The 20,693-nt window shown below is 43.9% G+C and carries 21 protein-coding genes and 1 tRNA gene; 14 read left to right on the top strand and 8 right to left on the bottom strand.

Translation table 11 applies throughout. From position 1 onward, the window contains the following. Positions 1 to 6: 6 nt before the first annotated feature. Positions 7 to 816 (bottom strand): sugar phosphate isomerase/epimerase family protein, encoded by an 810-nt coding sequence (locus tag EO92_RS04540; RefSeq protein ID WP_048169644.1) that lies wholly within the window; start codon positions 814 to 816, stop codon positions 7 to 9. 780 nt (positions 817 to 1,596) lie between these two features. Here EO92_RS04540 and mtrE point away from each other — a divergent pair. The 9 genes from mtrE (at position 1,597) to EO92_RS04585 (ending at position 8,801) form a co-directional block, all read left to right on the top strand. Continuing rightward, a complete protein-coding gene (gene mtrE / locus EO92_RS04545) occupies positions 1,597 to 2,511 on the top strand; it encodes a tetrahydromethanopterin S-methyltransferase subunit E (RefSeq protein ID WP_048169645.1) in 915 nt (304 codons plus the stop codon). Beyond that, the gene (gene mtrD, locus EO92_RS04550; protein WP_048131340.1) at positions 2,508 to 3,257 is read left to right on the top strand and encodes a tetrahydromethanopterin S-methyltransferase subunit D; all 750 of its coding nucleotides are present in this window, start codon (positions 2,508 to 2,510) and stop codon (positions 3,255 to 3,257) included. Before mtrE ends, mtrD begins: the two co-directional genes overlap by 4 nt. Positions 3,258 to 3,259: 2 nt before the next feature. Further along, positions 3,260 to 4,063, top strand: a complete 804-nt coding sequence (gene mtrC, locus EO92_RS04555) for a tetrahydromethanopterin S-methyltransferase subunit MtrC (RefSeq protein ID WP_048162742.1) — start codon at positions 3,260 to 3,262, stop codon at positions 4,061 to 4,063. Then, complete coding sequence (locus tag EO92_RS04560) at positions 4,060 to 4,386, top strand: tetrahydromethanopterin S-methyltransferase subunit B (protein WP_048131342.1); 327 nt, start codon at positions 4,060 to 4,062, stop codon at positions 4,384 to 4,386. Before mtrC ends, EO92_RS04560 begins: the two co-directional genes overlap by 4 nt. Before the next feature lies 1 nt (position 4,387). After that, complete coding sequence (gene mtrA / locus EO92_RS04565) at positions 4,388 to 5,110, top strand: tetrahydromethanopterin S-methyltransferase subunit A (RefSeq protein WP_048162740.1); 723 nt, start codon at positions 4,388 to 4,390, stop codon at positions 5,108 to 5,110. Further along, positions 5,110 to 5,334: a tetrahydromethanopterin S-methyltransferase subunit F gene (gene mtrF, locus EO92_RS04570; RefSeq protein ID WP_011020329.1), complete on the top strand. Its 225-nt coding sequence runs from the start codon at positions 5,110 to 5,112 to the stop codon at positions 5,332 to 5,334. The genes mtrA and mtrF overlap by 1 nt, the downstream gene beginning before the upstream one ends. A 17-nt stretch (positions 5,335 to 5,351) precedes the next feature. Continuing rightward, entirely contained in the window at positions 5,352 to 5,573 is a 222-nt protein-coding gene (mtrG, locus tag EO92_RS04575) for a tetrahydromethanopterin S-methyltransferase subunit MtrG (protein ID WP_048162739.1), read from the top strand. 12 nt (positions 5,574 to 5,585) lie between these two features. Next, positions 5,586 to 6,536 carry a tetrahydromethanopterin S-methyltransferase subunit H gene (gene mtrH, locus EO92_RS04580; RefSeq protein WP_048169647.1) on the top strand — a complete coding sequence of 317 codons (951 nt, stop codon included), beginning with the start codon at positions 5,586 to 5,588 and terminating at the stop codon, positions 6,534 to 6,536. 1,134 nt (positions 6,537 to 7,670) lie between these two features. Then, positions 7,671 to 8,801 carry a hypothetical protein gene (locus EO92_RS04585; RefSeq protein WP_048169805.1) on the top strand — a complete coding sequence of 377 codons (1,131 nt, stop codon included), beginning with the start codon at positions 7,671 to 7,673 and terminating at the stop codon, positions 8,799 to 8,801. A gap of 69 nt (positions 8,802 to 8,870) precedes the next feature. Here EO92_RS04585 and EO92_RS04590 read toward each other — a convergent pair whose 3' ends face one another. The 4 genes from EO92_RS04590 to EO92_RS04605 form a co-directional block, all read right to left on the bottom strand. After that, positions 8,871 to 10,373, bottom strand: a complete 1,503-nt coding sequence (locus tag EO92_RS04590) for an RtcB family protein (RefSeq protein ID WP_048169649.1) — start codon at positions 10,371 to 10,373, stop codon at positions 8,871 to 8,873. 542 nt (positions 10,374 to 10,915) lie between these two features. Then, positions 10,916 to 11,356 carry an archease gene (locus tag EO92_RS04595; protein ID WP_048169652.1) on the bottom strand — a complete coding sequence of 147 codons (441 nt, stop codon included), beginning with the start codon at positions 11,354 to 11,356 and terminating at the stop codon, positions 10,916 to 10,918. 133 nt (positions 11,357 to 11,489) lie between these two features. Continuing rightward, positions 11,490 to 12,101 (bottom strand): CDP-alcohol phosphatidyltransferase family protein, encoded by a 612-nt coding sequence (locus tag EO92_RS04600; RefSeq protein WP_048131348.1) that lies wholly within the window; start codon positions 12,099 to 12,101, stop codon positions 11,490 to 11,492. 215 nt (positions 12,102 to 12,316) lie between these two features. Beyond that, positions 12,317 to 12,877 (bottom strand): aldolase, encoded by a 561-nt coding sequence (locus tag EO92_RS04605; RefSeq protein ID WP_200896735.1) that lies wholly within the window; start codon positions 12,875 to 12,877, stop codon positions 12,317 to 12,319. 181 nt (positions 12,878 to 13,058) lie between these two features. Here EO92_RS04605 and EO92_RS04610 point away from each other — a divergent pair. Both EO92_RS04610 and EO92_RS04615 read left to right on the top strand, forming a co-directional pair. After that, positions 13,059 to 13,132: transfer RNA gene (locus EO92_RS04610), tRNA-Thr, on the top strand. A gap of 566 nt (positions 13,133 to 13,698) precedes the next feature. Then, entirely contained in the window at positions 13,699 to 14,157 is a 459-nt protein-coding gene (locus EO92_RS04615; RefSeq protein WP_235283185.1) for a peroxiredoxin, read from the top strand. A gap of 55 nt (positions 14,158 to 14,212) precedes the next feature. On the opposite strand, the gene EO92_RS04620 is transcribed toward EO92_RS04615, so the two are convergent. Both EO92_RS04620 and EO92_RS04625 read right to left on the bottom strand, forming a co-directional pair. After that, on the bottom strand, positions 14,213 to 15,151 hold the full coding sequence (locus EO92_RS04620; RefSeq protein ID WP_048169657.1) for a hypothetical protein: 939 nt from the start codon (positions 15,149 to 15,151) through the stop codon (positions 14,213 to 14,215). A 192-nt stretch (positions 15,152 to 15,343) separates the two neighbouring features. After that, on the bottom strand, positions 15,344 to 16,087 hold the full coding sequence (locus EO92_RS04625) for a HesA/MoeB/ThiF family protein (RefSeq protein ID WP_048169659.1): 744 nt from the start codon (positions 16,085 to 16,087) through the stop codon (positions 15,344 to 15,346). Positions 16,088 to 16,283: 196 nt separating this feature from the next. Between EO92_RS04625 and EO92_RS04630 the strand changes: the two genes are divergently transcribed. Genes EO92_RS04630 through EO92_RS04640 form a run of 3 tightly spaced genes read left to right on the top strand, consistent with a single transcriptional unit; the run spans position 16,284 to position 19,837 of the window. Continuing rightward, complete coding sequence (locus EO92_RS04630) at positions 16,284 to 16,493, top strand: hypothetical protein (protein WP_048169661.1); 210 nt, start codon at positions 16,284 to 16,286, stop codon at positions 16,491 to 16,493. Positions 16,494 to 16,532: 39 nt separating this feature from the next. Further along, complete coding sequence (locus tag EO92_RS04635) at positions 16,533 to 18,044, top strand: AAA family ATPase (protein WP_048169663.1); 1,512 nt, start codon at positions 16,533 to 16,535, stop codon at positions 18,042 to 18,044. A 44-nt stretch (positions 18,045 to 18,088) separates the two neighbouring features. Beyond that, entirely contained in the window at positions 18,089 to 19,837 is a 1,749-nt protein-coding gene (locus tag EO92_RS04640) for a VWA domain-containing protein (protein WP_048169665.1), read from the top strand. An 88-nt stretch (positions 19,838 to 19,925) separates the two neighbouring features. On the opposite strand, the gene EO92_RS04645 is transcribed toward EO92_RS04640, so the two are convergent. Further along, a complete protein-coding gene (locus EO92_RS04645; protein ID WP_235283201.1) occupies positions 19,926 to 20,672 on the bottom strand; it encodes a hypothetical protein in 747 nt (248 codons plus the stop codon). Between the last annotated feature and the right edge of the window lie 21 nt (positions 20,673 to 20,693).

A 20,693-nucleotide genomic window follows, 5' to 3' on the forward strand; every position in this document is an offset into this window, starting at 1 on the left:
ACCGCTTTAAGAATATAGAGCTTTTTCAACGATTTTTTTCCCAAGCTGAACATCTTCCAGGGAGAAGACTTCCAGGTTATAGACCCCCCTGTAGTCGGAAAGCAGTTTGAGGGCCGAAAAATCGACGCATCCCTCCCCTGGCACCATATGTTCGTCCCCATCATATTTTTCAGTCCACTGCCCACTGTTGTCATGCAAATGAAGGTGAATAATATGTTTCTGCAGGGTCCGGACAAACGTCCTGAGTTTTTCAGAGTCTCCTCCACAGGTGAGGTTCGCGTGTCCGATATCAAAAGTAGCCTTAAGATGGTCGGAGTTCACAATTTCAATGGTCCGAGAAAGTTCTTCTGCTTCACAGCAAAAGTTCGAGGGATCTGTCCCTTCCTTATTTTCAAGCCCCAGCATAACTCCATAGTCTTCAGCCAGAGAGGCAAGAAATTTGAGGTTATTGACCATTGAAGCAAAGGATTTTTCTCTCTCGGCCCCAACTCTGCCAGGGTGCAGCACCACTACATGAGATCCTATTTTGTTTGCAATTGACATGGACTCTTCAAGGAGAGTAAACTCTCTGTCCCCCATTTTCGCAGTATCCACCTGCAAGGCTGCAGGGTACTTAGGATCTGCTGCAGAATAAGGGGCGTGAACAGTACCTGCAAAATAGTATGCTGACATTTCGTCAAGGATACGCTCAAGTTCTTTCTTTTCAAGTACCGAACCATTATAAATTCCCAGTTTAGGGACATATAATTCTATAGACCCCACATTTTCCTTTAGTTCCTGAAGGGAACCAGCAAAGGATGAAGCTCCGAAAATCACACATTTAGCAAGGAAACCAGATATAAAGTTCTTTTGCGGTGCTCGTAACAGCCAGAAAACGGCAAAACTGTGCAAATTTATGACAGAACTTGTGCCCTGACGGAAAAAAAGATGAGATTTGCATGTAACCCGGGGCAGAAGGCTTCAAATTGCTATAAAGACGGAAATATAGCCAACATATTTATATATAATAAATTGTTACCAGCCCTACTTATTAAAAGAATTAATAAATAGTTTCTAAATAAATAGATAGTTGTGTCCTGAGGAATATATTTTCACTGAGAAGAAGGACAGTCGAAAATAATTAGAAGATATGAAACGGAAAAATGTCCTTTTTGTCCCTGAAAAAAATAAAGGATATTGGTGAGATTTACATTTTATAAAAGTTAGTAATATAAAAACCACGTTGTGATAACCCATTATTATAAAAATAGATAATATATTATTAAAAATAAATAAAAAAATTCATTCGTAACAATCGGAATCTTTATATGATACTGGAGAAAGTAAAATTTATTTTTTTTTATATATATGGAATTTTGTTTATTTTAGCCGGCCCACTACATCTTATAAAATTGATTGTATAATATATAATCATATAATAATATTTTAAAAGCGTCCTTAATTCGAAAGGTTTATGAATGATCCTCTCTAATCCAAAATTTAATGCTCGTCATCATCATTTTTATTTGCAATGAGATGGCAGACGTTTTTAAAAAAATGTATAACGTTTTTGAATCCAGCTTATTAACATGTTAATAACATAAAGGAGGAAAATGAATGGAACCACTCATAGGCATGGGAGTGCTGGCACTTATTGGCGTAGCTGCAACCATTGCAGGTGCCTCAGAGGACCTCGAATCCGATGTCGGATCCCAGAGTAATCCCAACTCACAGGTCCAGTTAGCCCCCCAAATGATGTTTCCGCACAGAATATATAATAAAGCGGTATCGGGGGAACCACCCTCAAACGCGTTAATGTGTTCGGTAGGTGCAGCCGTAGCTACAGTATTAATAAGTGAATTTACTTTATCTCCACTCTTTGCACTGGTAATCGGTTCCCTTGTTGCAGCATGCGTCCACGGCACCTTTGCCGTCACCTCTGTACTGGGCCGTTCAGCCAGCCAGAGGCGCTTCAAGCAGCCAATTTATCTGGATATGATAAGAAGTCACACCCCGGTAATCATGGGATACGCATTCATAACAACTTTCTGTATCCTCATTGTATCTTATATGATGACCGTCGTGCTTGGACATCCATTCCCGCTAACCATGCTTGCCTTTATCTGGGGTATTACAGTAGGTGCAATTGGTTCATCTACAGGTGACGTCCACTATGGGGCAGAGCGTGAATTCCAGCAGTTCGAGTTCGGTTCCGGGCTCAATGCTTCAAACTCGGGAAACATTGTCAGATATGGAGAATCCGGGGTCAGGAACGGGTATGATAACTCCTGGTTCTGTGCCAAATTCGGAGGTCCTGTCACAGGCATTGCTTTTGGTATGACTGTATTCCTTGGTAGCTGGGTTACCACTATTTTTGATCCTGCTAAAGGCCTCACACAGGGTTGGTTCTCTGTTATCGCAGGTGTCGCCATTGTCCTTATCTTAATTATCTGGAACTGGAAGATTGAAGTCGAAGCTCGCAAGGCATATGGGCCTTACAAAGAAGACAAAACCGAGGAGGCTTCAGCATGATTGACGCCCTTATGGCTAATATCATTTGGATGGCATTCATTGTAATTGGTGGCGTCCTGATTTCCTGGAGTGTCCACTTCGTGCCTGTGGGTGGTGCACCTGCAGCTATGGCTCAGGCAACCGGTATCGGTACTGGTACCGTGCAACTGGCAGCCGGAGCAGGTCTGACAGGACTTGTCAGTGCCGGGTTCATGATGAACGTGACAAAGGATCTTCCCCTAATTCTTGCCTCGGGTGCAGTAGGGGCAATGATCATGATTGCTGTAACCATGATCGTCGGAACCTGGGTCTACGTCTACGGTGTGGGCTGTGTACCTTCCTCAGCAAAGGTAAAAGTCGACCCTATTACAAAATACAGGCAGGACCTGTATGTATCCCAGGGTACTGAGGGGCACGGACTTCCAACAGTCTCATTTGTCAGTGGTGTAATTGGCGGCTGCCTTGGTGGAATCGGCGGAGCCCTCATATATTATTCTCTTATAGAAGTGGGCATTACTGCCGGTCTCAGTGCGGGCGCAAGCTCTTCGGTTACAGGGAATGAACTTGTAGGAATTGCTGCAATGTTCGCAATAGGCATCTTCTTCGTGAACGCTGTGATTCCCTCCTATAACATCGGAGGTACAATCGAAGGTTTCCACGACCCCAAGTGGAAGAAGTGGCCAAAGGCGGTAATATCTTCCTTTATAGCAACGATATTCTGTGCCATTGTGGCAGTAATCGCAATTTCACAGCTCGGAGGTATCTAAAAATGTCTGCAGGTGGAGCAGGAGGAGGAGCCAAAGGCGGGTATCCTCAACAAACAATAATGGCTATTGGTGCAGTCGGCGGTCTCGCAGGGATTTACCTGGGCCACTTCATGCCTCCAGCATTTTCCTTCTTCGGAGGCCTTGGAGCAATCTGCGCCATTGTATGGGGTGCTGATGCGGTTCGCCGTGTTGCAAGCTACGGTCTTGGTACCGGGGTTCCATCCATTGGTATGATCGCCCTTGGTATGGGAATTGTCGCTGCCCTGTTCGGGCTTTCCGTAGGAAGCATTGCAGGACCCATAGTGTCCTTTATTGCAGCCGCAGTTATAGGTGCCATTATCGGTGTCCTTGCAAACAAGGTAATCGGAATGGGTATCCCCATTATGGAACAAGCCATGGTGGAAATTGCAGGTGCAGGAACCCTGGCAATTATAGGATTAAGCGTTGTCATTGCAGGATCCTTTGATTACGCGGCTGTCGTTCAAAACGTGGTCGCCAATGGATACATTGCACTGATCTTTATCATAGGCGGTATGGGAATCCTTCACCCCTTCAATGCTAACCTTGGTCCTGATGAGAAACAGGACAGAACTCTGATGTTAGCTGTTGAAAAGGCAGCCATCGCAGTAGTTATTGCAGGTTTTGCATCTTCACTCCATGAAGGACTGATGGCAGCCGGATTAAACATCTTTGTAGGCCTTGTTATCTGGGCTTTTGCCTTTATGAAATACTATGAGCTTGTCAAGAGAGATGCACACGCGGTTGTTGGAACCGGGCTGCTGCCCAGTGCGGAGGAATTGCAATGAGCATGATTCGCATAGCTCCCGAAGTACACCTGGTCATGGACCCTGACACTGCAGTTGTAGCAGAAGAAAGGGCAGACTCGGTTCTCTATTCCATGGAACCTGTCTTTGAGAGAATGGACAAACTGGACTTAATTGCAGAAGATCTGTTAAACTCACTTTCGCCCAGCAAACCGCTCATGAACTCATGGCCCGGCCGTGAAAACACCTCCTATATGGCAGGAATTTATGGGAACTCTTTCTACGGAGTCGTTTTAGGTCTTGCCTTCAGCGGGCTGCTTGCCCTGATCATATTCATACAGAGACTGATCGAGGGAGGTATGTAAAATGGTAAATAAAAGAGAACCCGCGCCAGGATGGCCCATTCTGAAAGGGGAATATGAAGTCGGCGATGTAAAGGGCTGTGTTGCAGTCATTACCTGTGCGTCACACCTCCCAGGAAAACCTATTCTCGATGCCGGAGCAGCAATTACGGGGTCCTGTAAAACCGAAAACCTGGGTATAGAGAAGGTCGTTGCCGACATAATTGCAAACCCCAATATCAGGTTCCTGGTTGTAACCGGAGCTGAAGTCAAAGGGCACGTCACAGGACAGGCAATGCTCGCTGTCCATGCAAATGGTGTAAAAGACCACAGAATTGTAGGTGCTGTAGGTGCTATCCCGTATGTAGAGAACCTGAACGAGGAGGTAATTGCCCGCTTCCAGCAGCAGATCCAGACCGTAAACCTGCTGGACACAGAAGACATGGGTGCAATCACAGCCAAGGTAAGGGAACTTGCATCAAAGGACCCTGGTGCCTTTGATGCAGAACCAATGGTCGTGGTAATCAGCGACGAGGGAGAAGAAGAAGAAGAGGCAGGAGTAGTCAGGCCGGTCTCCGGTGAGATTGCAGTCATCCGCAGCAGGCTGAAAGGCATTGAAGCCCGGATGCTTGACATCGGAAACTTGAACAAGTTCCACTCAGGGATTCATGCAGGAAAGATTGAAGGTGCCATGATCGGGTTGACAGTAACCATATCCCTGCTTGGGTTATTACTGCTCGGGAGGTAATGAGGATGGCAGAAGAATACGGAAAAGGAGTGCCAATGGTGCTCAACCCTCAGATGGGCGCAATTGATGCTACTGTTGAGAGCATTCGGTACAGAGCACAGCTGATTGCGAGGAACCAGAAGCTGGATTCCGGGGTAATGTCCACCGGAATAATTGGCTTTGCAGCAGGCTTCCTCTTTTCACTGCTGATGGTAATCATACTCCCGTTAATGGCCGGTCTCTAAGCTTGAGAGGTGAAACTATGGAAGGAAAAGCACCAGCAGCGTATGTAGATCCAGCTGAGTTTAACGAAGTAATGAAAAGGCTCGAAAAGATCGATGAAAAGGTTGAGTTTGTCAACAGTGAAGTTGCACAGAGAATCGGAAAGAAGGTCGGAAGAGACATTGGAATTCTGTACGGCGCAGTGGTAGGACTGCTCCTCTTCCTGATCTATGTCTCGGTATCATCAATGTTCACAATATAATGAGGGATCAAAATGTTCAAGTTTGACAAGAAACAGGAAGTTTTCGAAGTAGGTGGAGTTAAGTTCGGCGGACAGCCGGGTGAATACCCAACCGTGTTAGTCAGTACCATGTTCTATGCAAGGCACAAGATCGTGACCGATGAGGACAAAGGTCTCTTTGACAGAGCCGCTGCAGAAACTCTGTGGAACACCCAGGTGTCAATGAGCGACGCCACAGGAAACCCCTACGTAAATCAGATCGTGGGTGAAACCCCCGAAGCAATCAAGAATTACATCGACTGGTTCGTTGGGATCGACGACAGGACCCCCTTCCTGATCGACTCCTCAGCCGGAGAAGTGCGTGCATTCGCAGCAAAGTACTGTACTGAAATCGGAGTTGCAAACAGGGCAATCCATAACTCCATCAATGCAAGTATTGAACAGTCAGAAATGGACGTACTCGCAGAGAGCGATGTGGAAGCCGCAATTGTCCTGGCTTTCAACGCAACCGACCCAACCGTAAAAGGAAAGCTTGACATCCTTGAAGTCGGTGGTTCCGGGCAGACTAAAGGTATGCTCCAGGTCGCTGAGGAATGTGGAATCAAGATTCCCCTTATCGACGTTGCTGCAATGCCCCTTGGCGCAGGTTCTGGCGCAACAATCCGCTCAGTGCCAACAATCAAAGGAAAGCTCGGCCTTCCTGTAGGCGGCGGATACCACAACATGGCCTCAGCCTGGGACTGGCTCCGGAAATTCAAGAAAACCCAGCCTGACCCAAAAGCAATCTACATGCCTACAGACATTGGTACCAACCTGGTAGCCCAGATTGCAGGTTCTGACTTCCTGCTCTACGGTCCTATCGAAAACGTCAACCAGATTTTCCCGGCTGTAGCCATGGTAGACATCATGCTTGGCGAAACCGCAAAGGAACTTGGCGTTGAGATTGCCGACCTGGCTAACCACCCGGTCACCAAACTGACGTAAGTTCAAAATATATTAAAGGGATCGCAAGATCCAGAAGCAAAGAGGCATTTTCTCTTTGCTTTTTCTTTTTTTGTTTTACCGTGGATTCAGTAATTTATTTCAAAGTTTTCTCATCATTCCCAGTCCATAGTAGAGGTAACTGTGAGGCCATACCAGCCCCTGAAGGTGCATCAGCCCCTAAAGGTACCTTTCTCGTGGAATTATTTCTCCTTCCGTAGTAAAGAAAAATTATGAGAGAAAAAGAAACTTAAACAGATAAAAAAATAGAGAAAAAACAACAGAGAAAAAGTTAAACCTGAAAGAATTTTTTGTATTCTCAGATTATTTATTATAAGGAAAGTACCTGACAGACAAGGAAGTATTAAAGAGCCTGCCAGATACGATGAATCCACTCCCAACTCGCTTTTGAGGGGGAACAAATATGCCCTGTAGAAGATCAGATTATTAAGGATGTGTAAAGTCCTGACGGGATATTTATACAGAACCCCCACCCAATCAGAAGGTATACAAATCCATTTCCAGACTCACCATTTGTCAGAGAGTTAACCAGTGTCTTTCGAAACTGGAGAGGACAACAAAGACCATACAAACTGTGAGCATATAGGGAATAAGTAACCTGATTCTCAAGGCTATTCGAGCCCCCATTCACATTCTAATTTATTTAATTTACATGTCGTACACTGTTTTACATATATATATAAAGAATTGTGAACTGATATTATCTGTTTTAGATACGGTGTCACTTCCCCACTTTAGCACATGGGAGGAAAGTTCTACCTGATGTGGACCATACAGTAATGAACCAAAAATAATGAAGCAGATGGATTTGTCAGAAGTTCCAAACAGGGAATATTATGTGTAACTGCAGATTGACTAACCTTCCTGAAGAATAATATAAATTTACAAAAATTATCAAAAAATGGCACTAAACAGAAAGATTTAATATTCGGTAGCACTTACCATTATATAAACTACTGATAAAGATTTTTAGATTTTAAAATAATATATTATATATGATAAAACAAATTTTCTAAGCTTTGAGCCGGAAGAGATAAAAAAGCCATTCGTATCAGGGGCACAGACTATGGATCGTAGCATAAAGGACCGGAAAGCCAGACCATCTTGGGTGAAAATATGCTGATCAGAAAAAATATATCCCTTGATGATAAATACCTTAAAAAGTTGCAGCCCCTTCTAGACGCCAATGACGGGAATCTTAGCGCCGCAGTCAGGGACACAATTGAAATTGCAGATACAGCACTTGTGTATCATAAAAGCATTGATGAAGCAATTATATTTTTAAAAGAAACCCCCGCAAAAGAAGAACTGAACGACACAATCAAGAACGGGGAAAATATCATAATAAATAAAACAATGCTCGAATGGCTTTTCAGGAATACAAAAGGAAGGCTTACGGATGAAGAGCTGGTTAATGAGCTAATTAATCCTTTTGAAATTAGTGATATGAGAGAACTAGAGGACTACCTTAACAAGGTTTCCAGAAACTACCAGTGGACAATCAGAACATCAATCAAGTGTGAGGATATCCAAAACCCTGAGTCTGCCCTTATACTTATTTCCAATGCCACCATAAACAACAGAGAGTTTTTTGCCCAGCTTATAGCCCATTTTCTGGCCAGATGGAAACAGCTTGATGTGGAACACATTTTCAGACGGGCAAATTCAACCCAGATCTCATTCAAAAAGAACCTCTCAGTGTCTCTTAATGAGACCATGCCAGGGATCCGAAAACACTTTGGTTGCCTTGATATAGTCTGCAGAGAACTTGACGATAATACAGAGTTCTGGACCCAGTTAATGAATACATACAATGTTGAAAGATACAACCTTGTGACTTTGCACCGAACCCAGTTCGAAACTTTTGCAGCCGGTGATGTCCCGAACCCGACAAAGATACTAGAACGCCTGTGCAAACAATCAATAAGCGAAATGTCTCTTCCAGATTTACTGGTTTACTTCAGGAAGATGTACCTGGCAACCCAGCTGGTAAAGAACATAGAAATCTGTCTTGAACCAGAAAAAGAATCAGTAACCATCTATCATGATTTCAAAAATGAAAACGTGATCCATAACCTTGCAGAATATTTTTCAAATATATTCAGAGAAAACGGTACACCTTTTGTAACTTCTTCATATTCAAGTATGATCGTGTTCAGGTTCTATAAAGAACACCAATCTGCAGACAGCTCCGACTTATATGGAATAGAAGAATTCAGAGAACCTGATTTCTGTTCAAAAGACTAAAACTCCTGAGAAAGACGGGCTGCTCAAAGAATCTGGAAAAATAAAAAAGAAGGTTAAATTTCTGCCAGTTTAACCTTTTGCGACCCCAAGTGGGATTACTCTTGCAACCTTGCGGGCAATACCAAGTTCATGCACGACATTTACTACCTCACTGCTGGACTTGTACACGCCAGGAGCTTCTTCCGCAATTACTGAAGGGTGAGTTGCCCTTACAGTGATTCCGTGGGCTTCAAGGTTCTCTTTTATGCTCTGTCCATGGAACTCTTTCTTTGCATGAGCCCTGCTCATAATCCTCCCGGCTCCGTGACAGGCACTGCCGAAAGAAACGTCCATAGCCTCTTTTGCACCGCAGAGTATGAAAGAAGGTGTCCCCATGCTTCCGGGAATTAAAACCGGCTGTCCCACGTCCCTGTATGCGGCTGGAACTTCCGGGTGTCCTGAGGGAAATGCTCTTGTTGCCCCTTTTCTGTGCACGTAAACCTCTTTTTTCCTGCCGTCAATAGTATGTTCTTCCAGTTTTGCTACATTATGAGCAACGTCATACAGGAGGCTCATTCCCAGGTCATCGGCATCCCTGCCAAATACCTTTTCAAAAGACTCGCGTGTCCAGTGAGTGATCATCTGCCTGTTTGCCCAGGCATAGTTTGCAGCGCAGAGCATAGCTTTGAAATAGTTCTGTGCTTCCCTTGACTGAGCCGGAGCACAGGCAAGCTGCTTGTCCGGAATTTCAATCCCGTACTTTTTCACAGCCTGAGAGAGTTCTTTTAGATGGTCCGTGCAGACCTGATGCCCTGCGCCTCTTGACCCGCAGTGGATCATTACCGTAACCTGGCCTTCTTCAAGTCCGAAGGCGGAAGCCACTTCTTTGTCATAAATCTCGTCCACATACTGGACTTCAAGAAAGTGGTTGCCGCTCCCGAGAGTTCCGATCTGAGGTTTTCCGCGGGTCCTTGCCTTTGCGCTCACATGAGAAATATCTGCTCCTTCCAGGTAGCCATTCCCCTCGCAGTGTTCCACATCCGCTTCCACACCATACCCGGCTTCCACTGCCCACTTTGCACCCTCAAGAAACGCACTGTCAAGTTCCCGGTCAGAAGCCCTGAACCGGCTTTTGGATCCGACACCTGAAGGTATATTATTAAAAAGCTCATCAGTCAGCCTTTTTATTTCAGGAACTACATCTTCCTTTTGAAGGTTTGTGCGGATTAGCCGTACCCCGCAATTGATATCAAAACCCACTCCACCGGGGCTGATAACTCCTTCCTCTGCATCAAAAGCGGCAACGCCTCCTATAGCAAAACCGTAGCCGAGGTGGGCATCAGGCATTGCCATGGAATATTTCTGAATGCCAGGAAGAGTTGCAACGTTTGCAATCTGGTCGATAGTACCGGGATCAATGCTTCCAAGTAAATTTTCAGATACAAACAGGCGCCCTGGAACCCTCATATTAGGAATGTGCCCTCTCGGGATTTCCCAGCTATTATCGGAAAGCTTCCGGACCATGCTATTTATGTCTCGGTGTACATTTTCCGTACCCAATTCCTCAGTACCGATATCTTCACTCTCTACCATAATTGATACTCCCTGCTCCTTTACGTGTTATGAATATAATTCTGATATTAATATAATCCTAATATTAATATAATCCCGATATGAATATAATCCTGAAATTACCCTTTTACTTTACGTTTCCTTGATGATCTACAAATTACTCCGGAAACACAAATAAGATACACTTTTTCAGACTGCATTAAAAACCAGGAATTTTACAAAATGCCTGGAACGAGTATAGCTCAATAATAACAAGCCGTCAGAATCTGATTGAATTAATTAGTTAATATAGCGAGTTAACTTAAATTTGGCTGTTTAAATTCACTTAACCGGTTAAGTGGGATAGGTAAATTTAGCATATAATAATTCATCCCAAATTTATAGCGCAGAATAGGATAATAATTCACGTACATGAAGATATGTATGGCGCAAAATAATAGAAATAAACAAGAGGCATACATGAGTGTCATGCATAGCGGCCATACATTTCAGCCATACATAAGGAAATCAAAAAGCAGCTATACATTCCAGACATACATAAAGAAATCAAAAACCACTGCTCCTTAAATATCAACAACAACCTGAGCCTTCCAGCCGGCGGCAGTCTTCTCGAGTTCCAGCTGATTATAAGTGACAGCCTTAATTTCAGTTTCAAAGGGGTGGCTTCCAGGATAGTATTTTTCACCTGATGCCAGGGCTTTTATTGAGTACTCACCTTCTTCTTCCCTGATTTCCTCTACCCGGAACTTCCAGAAAACAATCTCATCGACCTCAAAAAGATATAAAAGCTCAGAAAGCCAGTCCACAAGCAGAGATTCCAGATCAGGGGACTTAAGGGAAATATCTCTAGCCGTCTCTCCTGAAACCTTCCCTGTATCAATTATGACATTGAACATAGCAAGAGCTGAGTTTTCAAATACCTCTTCCAGAGTATTTCCATAGGCAAGGAACTTTACATCTGCAGTGTGTTCCAGATACTCATACTTTTTTCCTTGAGACGACATAGTCCAGTATTGGGTTTTGTCTTACATTAACCTATCCGCCTCAGGAGCCTGTTTTCAGGCATCAAAAAGATTTAAAAACGATTTAGCCGGCTGAACCCTGAAACCAGCTAAAATCAAAAAACGCTGAAAGGTATCAGTCCAGCCTATTCCAGATATAAATAATCCGCTGGACTGCAGTAATGTGGCTGGTCACAGCAATCAGGATAACAGCCCAGCCAAGGATGGTAAAACCTACAATCGAAGCAGGATAAAACGAATTGGCGAAGGCGGCAAGGATTATGACCACAAGACGGTCAGCCCTGCCCATGATCCCTCCGTAATATCTTCCGAGATTGAGTGCCTGGGCCTGAGTCCCGAGATAACTCGTAAGAAGCACGCCCACGATTGCCGCAACCCCTATCTGCCAGGACACATAACCTGCAAAAAAAATGCTGCAGATAATAAACACGTCCGAATAGCGGTCGATTACGTGGTCGAGGAAATCACCCCTCGGTGTTGCCCTGTTGGATTTGCGTGCAATTACCCCATCCAGGGCATCGAAAAGCGAGTTAAACACTACCAGGATGCCTGCTAATAGGGTGAGTTCGTTATATACAGGAGAATAATAAAAACTGAGCCCCGCAAAGAAAGCACAGATCAGGGAAACTATGGAAATCGTATCAGGTGAGACCTCATATTTTATGAAAAAATCTGCCAGCGGGTCAATAACTCTCGAGGCAACGGGTCTCAGGGCATTAAATGTCATGGTACTTGGGATCTTCCTTTTAGTTGTATATCCGTTATAGAAGACAGGCCTGAAAGAATAGCAGCTTATCCTGCGTCTTATGCCGATTTGAATCTACTTATTTATATTATTTCCTTGTTTACCTGCCTTTTGATATTTATACTTAAGGCTGTATGTTTGATTATCAGTGCACTCCATAGATAATACTTACTTAACTCACTTTTTACTGTTTATATTCACTTTTTTACGGCTGCAAGCTCATACAGGTACTTTATTCTGCAGGAGTGCTCAAGCTGCGTTGTCACAATATACGCCTCTCCGGAAGTCCTTCCGATGGCAAAAGTCCCATGGCTGAAGACCACAGCCCCCCTGTGCCCTGAAAGCGCATCTGCCAGATTTTCTGCAAGTTCCGGGCTCCCGATCCCGCCGCCTACCACAGGGATATTCCCAAGGAAGTACTGCCCTTCACTATCCACAGGAACGATCACCTCTCCGGGGCCGGCAAGCAAGGACTCCACCACTGCATATGGGCAATGGGCGTGAATTATTGCAAGGGCAGAGGTCTTCCTGTAGATCTCCCTGTGCACTACAGTCTCGGAAGATGCAATTATATCCAGGGATGAAGTATCCTGAATTTCGACCTCAACAACATTATCACCGGTGATCTCGTCAAGGGCAGTCCCGCTCCGGGTAATAAGCATCTTATCCCCAGCTCTGACACTGATATTCCCAAAATTTGATTCCACAAGCCCGTGTTCTACCAGCTTGCGCCCGTATTTTGCCATTTCCTGCCACATCTTATGTGAGATATAGAGAAAGAATGCCATAAGGTTTATGCGCCGCAACATTCTGAAAACAACAAACTCAGGGAAAAGGCAGACAGTTGAAACACTGCGACAAATTCCTGAAAGAGGGATTCTGCCATAAAGTTTATCTGTGAGTATTGTATTTAGATAAGTTTGCTGTCAGCTTCATTGCGCCTCGTTGGCTCAGCCCGGTAGAGCGAGTGACTTGTAATCACTAGGTCGCGTGTTCGAATCACGCACGAGGCTTTGTACTAATTTTTGTTCAAAGCCCACTTTCAGGAATTGTGAGAGTGTGGACATAGCAAATTATAAATAAAGTATTCAGAAAAGATTAAAATCTTCAAATTCTGCCTCTATTTTTGATGTCAATAAGCAATCAATTTTGAATTTTGTAGACAACTGTTTTACTGAGAGACTCAGTCAACATCGTATTTTAAAATATATCTCAGCTCTGAAAGTTATCGCTCTGGATATTGCTTGATATTGATAAAGTTGAAAAAGAGATCTTTTTATTTGGCATGAAAGTAATGTGATTTGAAAAGTACTTTCATTTCTTTGTGCCTGTTATTTTGAAGAATTTCATGTTTGTTTTCATTTTGAAGTTAGAGCGGTCAAACGGATCAGATGTTTTGAAACTGATCGAATAGGTTGAGCATAAGAGAGAAAACAATAATAGCCCTTTTCACTCCTTTTTTCAGGATTTCCGGAATAACTAATCAATATCGGCAAACCCATAAAAATTGGATAACTAAAAGATTTTAATAAACAAAAGTTATTATTAAATAAATGATTTTATTAAAGGAGGAATTATGATGAATGAGATAAAAATCGGGGATAAAATTCAGGATTTCAGGTTAAGAGACCATAAGGAGAAAGAAGTGCATCTCTATGAATTAAGAGACAAGAAGGTGCTCTTATCGTTCCATCCTCTTGCCTGGACAAACGTCTGTGCAGACCAGATAAGATCCCTGGAGAACAACCATGAGTTGTTTACCAGCCTAAACACCGTGGCGTTTGGTATAAGCGTGGATCCCATACCATCAAAGAGAGCCTGGGCCATGGAACTGGGAATTAAACACATCAGACTTCTTTCGGATTTCTGGCCGCATGGTGAGGTTGCCAAAAAATATGGCATATTCAGAGAAAAAGAAGGAGTCTCTGACAGGGCTAACATAATTATTGATGAGGAACGTAGAGTGATATTCTTCAAAAGATATCTGGTTCATGAACTTCCCGATATGGATGAAATAGCAAATGTCCTGGAAAGATGAGATCAATCCCTATAAGAAAACAAGAGAGGAAAAAGGAAGGAAAAACCCATCCGGTTCAATTGCCAAGCAGCACATCAATCCCATTATATAGCCCCCTCAGTGCCATACTGAGCCTGCGGACTTCCACCTTCCATACATTTTTGCTGACCTGGACGTCACCTCCGGCTTTGACACCTGCCACCCAGGCGTATTTCCGAGCTATTTTTTCATTGTTAGAAGAGGAATGAAAAACATTACCCGTTTTCTGGTTACTGTATTTTTCATTAATAAGAAATTCATAGATCTCCTGAACTCTTTCGAGCAGGGTTTGTTCACTTTCGGAATCTGAAGCTCCAAACAGGACAAGATTCCAGAGGCGGAACTGCACCTCATGACGTTCAGATGACAGTTTTTTAGAGTTGGAGATCTCAAGCCTCTTTCTGAACTCAAGATAGATATCCGTATTTCCGAAACCTGAAGGCAGGATATTTCCAAGCGAGATCATAAGATGAATGCACTCATGAAAAAGGATTCTGGATATAAGGAATTCGACTCTTTCCTGCAAGTTCCAGAATTTGTTTACAAGAGCCTCGTCCCAGAGCTGGTAAGGGTTAACAAGGATTATGGACCTGTAAATAATCTTTTTTTCTTTCCTGGAAACCAGACGTTTGGGATAAAGAACCATCCCCTGCATTTTTCCAAAAAACTGAACCCTGATCGCCAGGTCCCAGCAGCATTCCCATTCCCCGGAATTTACACACTTTACCCGGTAGTATTTTCCATCAAAATTAACCTTCTCGAGCAACCGATACATGTCCTTACTGTGTACCTTTATCAACGACTTAACCCTGGATTCTCGATAGATTCCAAGGTCAAGGTAAGGAACGTTCGGGGCAGAAGCATAAGAGAAATAAGGTGCATATGGATTAAGATCTTGAAATCCCTTAGACAATGAGCCTGAATAGTCTTGCCAATTGCCGCCTTTGCCCTCAACTGGCGGAACCTTTCGTTTCATGAAATATCCCCCTTTGATATATCCCATAAGATATTATTATAAAGGATATATAAAAAATGATCAACAGGCAGGAAAGTCAACTACCCGCCACTGAAGTGACGGGAATCCTGCTTATTTCATCTTGAAACAAAGGTTTACCCTTCCTGAGAAAAGGCAGATATCTTATTCTTTTTCAGTTATTTTCAGTTATTTTCACCTATTATCAGTTAATTCATTAAGAGATCCACAAACCGGACAATTATTTAACTTCGAGAGAGAGATTTCACTGAAATGTCCAGAAAGCCCATTCCAGAACAGAAGGCGGCCTTCCAGAAGCTTTCCTTTTCCAGTCAGAAACTTAATTACTTCATTTGCCTGAATAGAGCCTATAATACCCGGAGTTGCACCCAAAATCGGAAAAACTTCTTTTTTGGAAATTCGCGGAAAAATACAGTAAAAGCAAGGGGTTTTTCCAGGAATTATCGTAGTGACCTGACCATCATACCCTGTAACCGCCCCATGAATAAATGGAATTCTCCTTTTTACGGCAAGCCTGTTAAGCAGATGCCTGGTTTCGAGGTTATCAAGGGCATCGACAATAATATCACATTCAGGAATCAGGGATTCGATGTTTGATTCGGCAAGCATTTCCCCAATAGTTTCAACCTCAATTCCGGGATTCATGGAAAGAAGCTTTTCCTTTGCGGATTCAACCTTTGCCCTCCCAATATCCGTCTCATGGTGGAGAAACTGCCTGTTCAGGTTACTGAGATCCACAGAATCAAAATCTGCAAGAATTATTTTTCCGACCCCGGCTATTGCGAGATATGTAGAAATTGGGCTTCCGAGTCCACCTGCGCCGACAACCAGTACTTTCGCATTCTTCAACTTTTCCTGCCCCTCTTCCCCGAAAAGGAGGATCTGTCGGCTATATTTTTCACGCTCAAAATCATTCATGAAAGATCTTCCAGAATATTCGTCTCGAATATTGATTTTGTTGGCCAGTCTCTGAAAATGATATTATCCAGAGAAGTTAAAACCATTCCAGTAGTGATTGACTTCTTAATGCATAACCTCTTCGGACAGCCGAGGAAAGGCAAGGAATGGAAGCTTTGATTAAACCTTGAAGTTGATTAAACTTTGAGAAAAGAGAGTGCTCCGGATTTCAGTGTTTAAGGCAAAAAGAGATATCACTGCAAAGAGGGGGATAACCCGCAGGCATACCAGGGGTTACGAATCAGAATTTGTTTTGGAAAAATTAATTAAGGCAAGGCCCATAAAAATAGTTAGCTCATTTTTAAGATTACTGGACCCGGGTACTGCTGCTTATTATTGCAAAGCCCTTTTACAGGCTTACAGATGAGATGCTGGAAAAGAGATATTTATAAAGGTTTTGAAATTTATGAAAGTTCGGGATTTGAAAAATAATATCCTCAATATTAAACAGGAATTCTCTGGCTACTTTAAAGAACGAGATGCTGAAATCAACGGTTCTCTTCTTGCCCTGCTCTCGGGAGAACACATTCTTTTGCTGGGCCCTCCGGGAACTGCAAAAACCCTGCTTGCAAACAAAATCTGCGAAACTATCGAAGGAGGGAACTTTTTCCATTATCTCCTTACTCGTTTTTCCACTCCGGAAGAAGTATTTGGACCACTTTCTCTAAAGGCGCTTGAGAAGGACGAATTCAGCCGGAGGGTAGAAGGCTACCTGCCAACTGCACATATCGCCCTTCTTGACGAAATTTTCAAGGCGAACAGCTCTATCTTAAACAGCCTTCTGACAGTTCTGAACGAGAGGAAATACCATAACGGCAAGGAGGTTATGGATGTCCCTCTCTTTTCCGTATTTGGGGCTTCCAACGAACTGCCCGAAGAAGACGAAAGCCTTGAAGCCCTTTACGACAGGTTCCTTTTCAGGTATAGCGTGGACTATATTCAGCATGAAGAAAACCTTGAGGACCTTATTTTCGAAAATACGGAGGACTTCCTGCCTTCAACGAAACTCTCGATTGACGATATAAGGGAAATCCGGAAAAAAGCAAGGGATATGAGTGTAGACCCTGAGGTCCGGGCAATTATAAGAGGACTGAGAAGAGAGCTTAAGAATTCCAATATCTTCATTTCGGACAGGCGCTGGAAGAAGATTATAAATGTGCTCAGGGTCGCTTCCGCCGTAAACGGGCACACAAGCGTAAACAGGATGACTGTTGTCCTGCTCCAGCACATGCTCTGGGACCTCCCCGAACAGAAGGAAACGATCAGGAAACTTATCCTGGATAGAGTTGTCTACGGAGGCACTGATACCGGAAAGCTCAAACAGAATGTGCTTGACCTTAGAAATTCTGTTTACAGCTGCCTGCAGCAGGAACTTCCGGACCCTGTGTCCTGTAATAAGTGCTTTGAAGAAGAGAAAAAGACGACCGGCAGCATGAGGACTTCCAGGTTTACGGGGGCGAAAGCCCCGAAGAGTCTCACATTCAATAATGCCCTTGATTTTTTAAAACACCATACCGAATTTCCGACCCACACCTACAGTTTCGGGCTTGAGTACAGCAACATTAACGGGGCGCTGAGCTTCGAAGCCGTGGCAGAGCAGTTCCGCCGGAGGAACGGTTTTGAGTTCAAGCTCAGCCTGGACTACGGAGACAAGAAACTCTACGAAAAAGAGTATGAAAACCTTGAGGAAAAGCTGAACTACTTTAGAAAGCAGGTGCAGGAAGAAGAAAAAGCCCTTGAGGAAACCCTCAGGGAAAATATATGGGTTTCCGGACAGGACAGCAAGGAAATCCTGATGAAATACCGCTCCAAAAACACGGATATTTACGAGATTGCAAGCCATCTGAACGAAATCCGGGCCCTGCTAGAAAAACCGAAAATATTTGATGTAGAACTCGAAAAAGCAGAAGTCGCCTGAAAAGGTGGTTCCTGAAAACCCGAAAAAGGCAGGAAACAAAAAATATGCAGAACCTGAAAAGCTCGAGAAGAGATTTCGAAGATCTGTCCGGATCAAACCGAGCATTATCTTTTGATCAGGCGTTTAACCCCTCTACGATATTGAATATTGAACTACGGGACTTCCTGGCAACTCCCCGAAAAGTGCCTCACGGGCTCAGAGAAGAGATTGCAGAGGTACTTATTTATGAACTCCTCTCAGAAAAAGACTACGAAATAAAGGACGAAAAACGCTTTATGGAAAAATTCGGGGTTTTTTATCCGATCTTCCTTAGCATGAGAAACCAGCAGGCCTGGGAAGAAATAAAAATCCTTGCAGGAACCAACCGGATGGCAGGGATTTTTATCCTGAAAAGTCTGCTGGAAGAACTTTTTACGCTTCTTGATGATTACAAAAAAGTAGAACCGGATTTGTTCAGGAAATCCCAGAAAGGACTGGAAAAAAGTCTGAAAGCCCTGAAAGAGCTGATCAGTGAAACTCAGGCTGTATGGGAAAGGAGCAGGCTGGAAAGGGCTGAAAGCTCTAAATACTCTGACTGGCAGAGAAATGCGAACGAATGGCAGGACAGAAAGAGAGAAGACGAGAATAACCAGAGAGCAGAAGAGAATAAGGGAAATTTCCTTAAAAATGCTGGAAACCGGTCAGAGGATTACCAGGCCCATGACCAGGAGCCTGAAAACACGGCGGCGTCGGAAAGACTTGCCTCAATTACCCGGGAATTCATGTTCAGCGAAAAGGCTGGAGAAGCAGTTGACTCTGTAATAGGAGAAAAGATAGCTGCAAAGCTTGAGGAGCTTATCCCTGCCCTCGAAGACCACTTAGAAATGCTTGAGATCCTCTCCATGCTCTTTCCGGGAAGAATGTGGGACTACTCCTTACAGGCTCTGCACAGGGAATACTTTGAAAACCTTGAAAAGTATGCGGCAATCCTCAGGAAAAGTTCTGACCTGAATGAGATTCTCGAACAGGTTGGCAGAATTGAGCTTGAGTACGGCTCAAAGAAACTGCAATTATCGCCGCACAGCAAAAGTGAAGTGCACTCAATTACCTTTTCAGGCGAAATCAGGACCCTGCTTCCGATAGAAGCCATAAAACTCAAAAACCCGGTCCTGAAGCTCAAGTTCTATGCTGATATGCTCGAAGAAAAGCTCCTTACATACCAGCTCAGAGGGAAAAACTGGAACTCGAACTCTGCAGGAAAAAAGAGAAAAGGACCTGTTGTCGCCCTGGTTGATACCTCTGCTTCCATGCGGGGAGGGCCTGAAATTCTTGCAAAAGCCGTGGTCCTGGCAATTGCGAGGAGGATGTTAAGAGAAAACAGGGATGTCAAAGTAATTCTTTTTTCATCGAAATGGCAGACAGTTGAGATCGAGCTTACGGATAAAAAACGCATGGGCAACGAGTTTCTGGAGTTTATCAAGTATACTTTTGGGGGCGGCACGGACTTCAACACAGCTCTTCGAGCGGGGCTCAAAGCAGTAAAAGAGGAAAAAACCTTCCAGGGAGCAGACCTCCTTTTCCTGACCGATGGTGCCTCCGAACTCTCAGAAAAACCCCTTGTCCGGGAATGGAATGAAATAAAAGCCGAAAGAAAAGCCCGCATCTTTTCCCTGATAATAGGAAACTACGATGCAGGAGGGCTGGACCAGGTCTCAGACCATACCTATATTATTCCTGATGCCGGAAACTGGCAGGTTGAGGAAAGCCCTGCAAGATTTATAAAAGCAATCAGCAGACCTATGAGGATGTTTTAACTGGTTGGGTAAATTGAAAGGATAATTTCCATACAGATCGGAATTTCCGAGATCTCCAGCTTCATTATAAAAAGGGGCAGATGTACAATTAATGTCTGCGCTTAAAACGCCTGCTCACCTCGTCTATGAACTCTTCCAGATCTTTCTTACCTGGCGGTTGATGCCTATAGATGCTTGACAAAACAACAAATGCCGCCTTTCTGCCTTTGGTGGAATTCCTGAGCAGCCCGATCTCGATCACTGTGATCAGAGCCTCAGAAATCATTTTGCGGTCGCCGGGACTTAGATTACTCCACTTGTCATTGAGTTTTTTCGAAGAGACCTTTACTGACTCCTTCCCCTCGGAAGCTATTGTTGAGGCTTTTGAAGAAACGGTTTTTGAAATTTTTATTACCCGGTCCTTTCCGCAGGAGGCAGTTTTCGTAAATGTCCTGAAAGCTCTTCGCGGAATATCCTTCATCCGCACTTTTTCAGAAGCAGACGACCCTTCCATTGGGTCTTTAGAAAATCTGCCTTCGGAAGTCCTGCTTTCCAGGATTTTGCGAATTTCTTCAAAGATTTCAGTGATTTCCTCCTTAGATCTCGTTCTAAGGTATTCTCTGAGATTTTCAATCAGTTCGGAGTCCAGCCCAGCAGAATCATCTTCGACAGAATCGTCTTCGATAGAGGCAGGGTCTTCGCGAACCTCGACAAAGTCGGCGTCAATTACAGGACAGAACCCTATGAGAGAGTCGCGTAAAGAATCCTTCCCGGACCCCGGGTTTTTCCTGAGCCTGCGGCCGGAGCTTGAGAATCTCCTGAATATGTCCTGTTTGTTTTTGAGCAAGAAAATCACATCCATGCCTGATATGAAGAA

It is taken from the genome of Methanosarcina sp. 2.H.A.1B.4, assembly GCF_000979385.1.
GTDB lineage: Archaea > Halobacteriota > Methanosarcinia > Methanosarcinales > Methanosarcinaceae > Methanosarcina.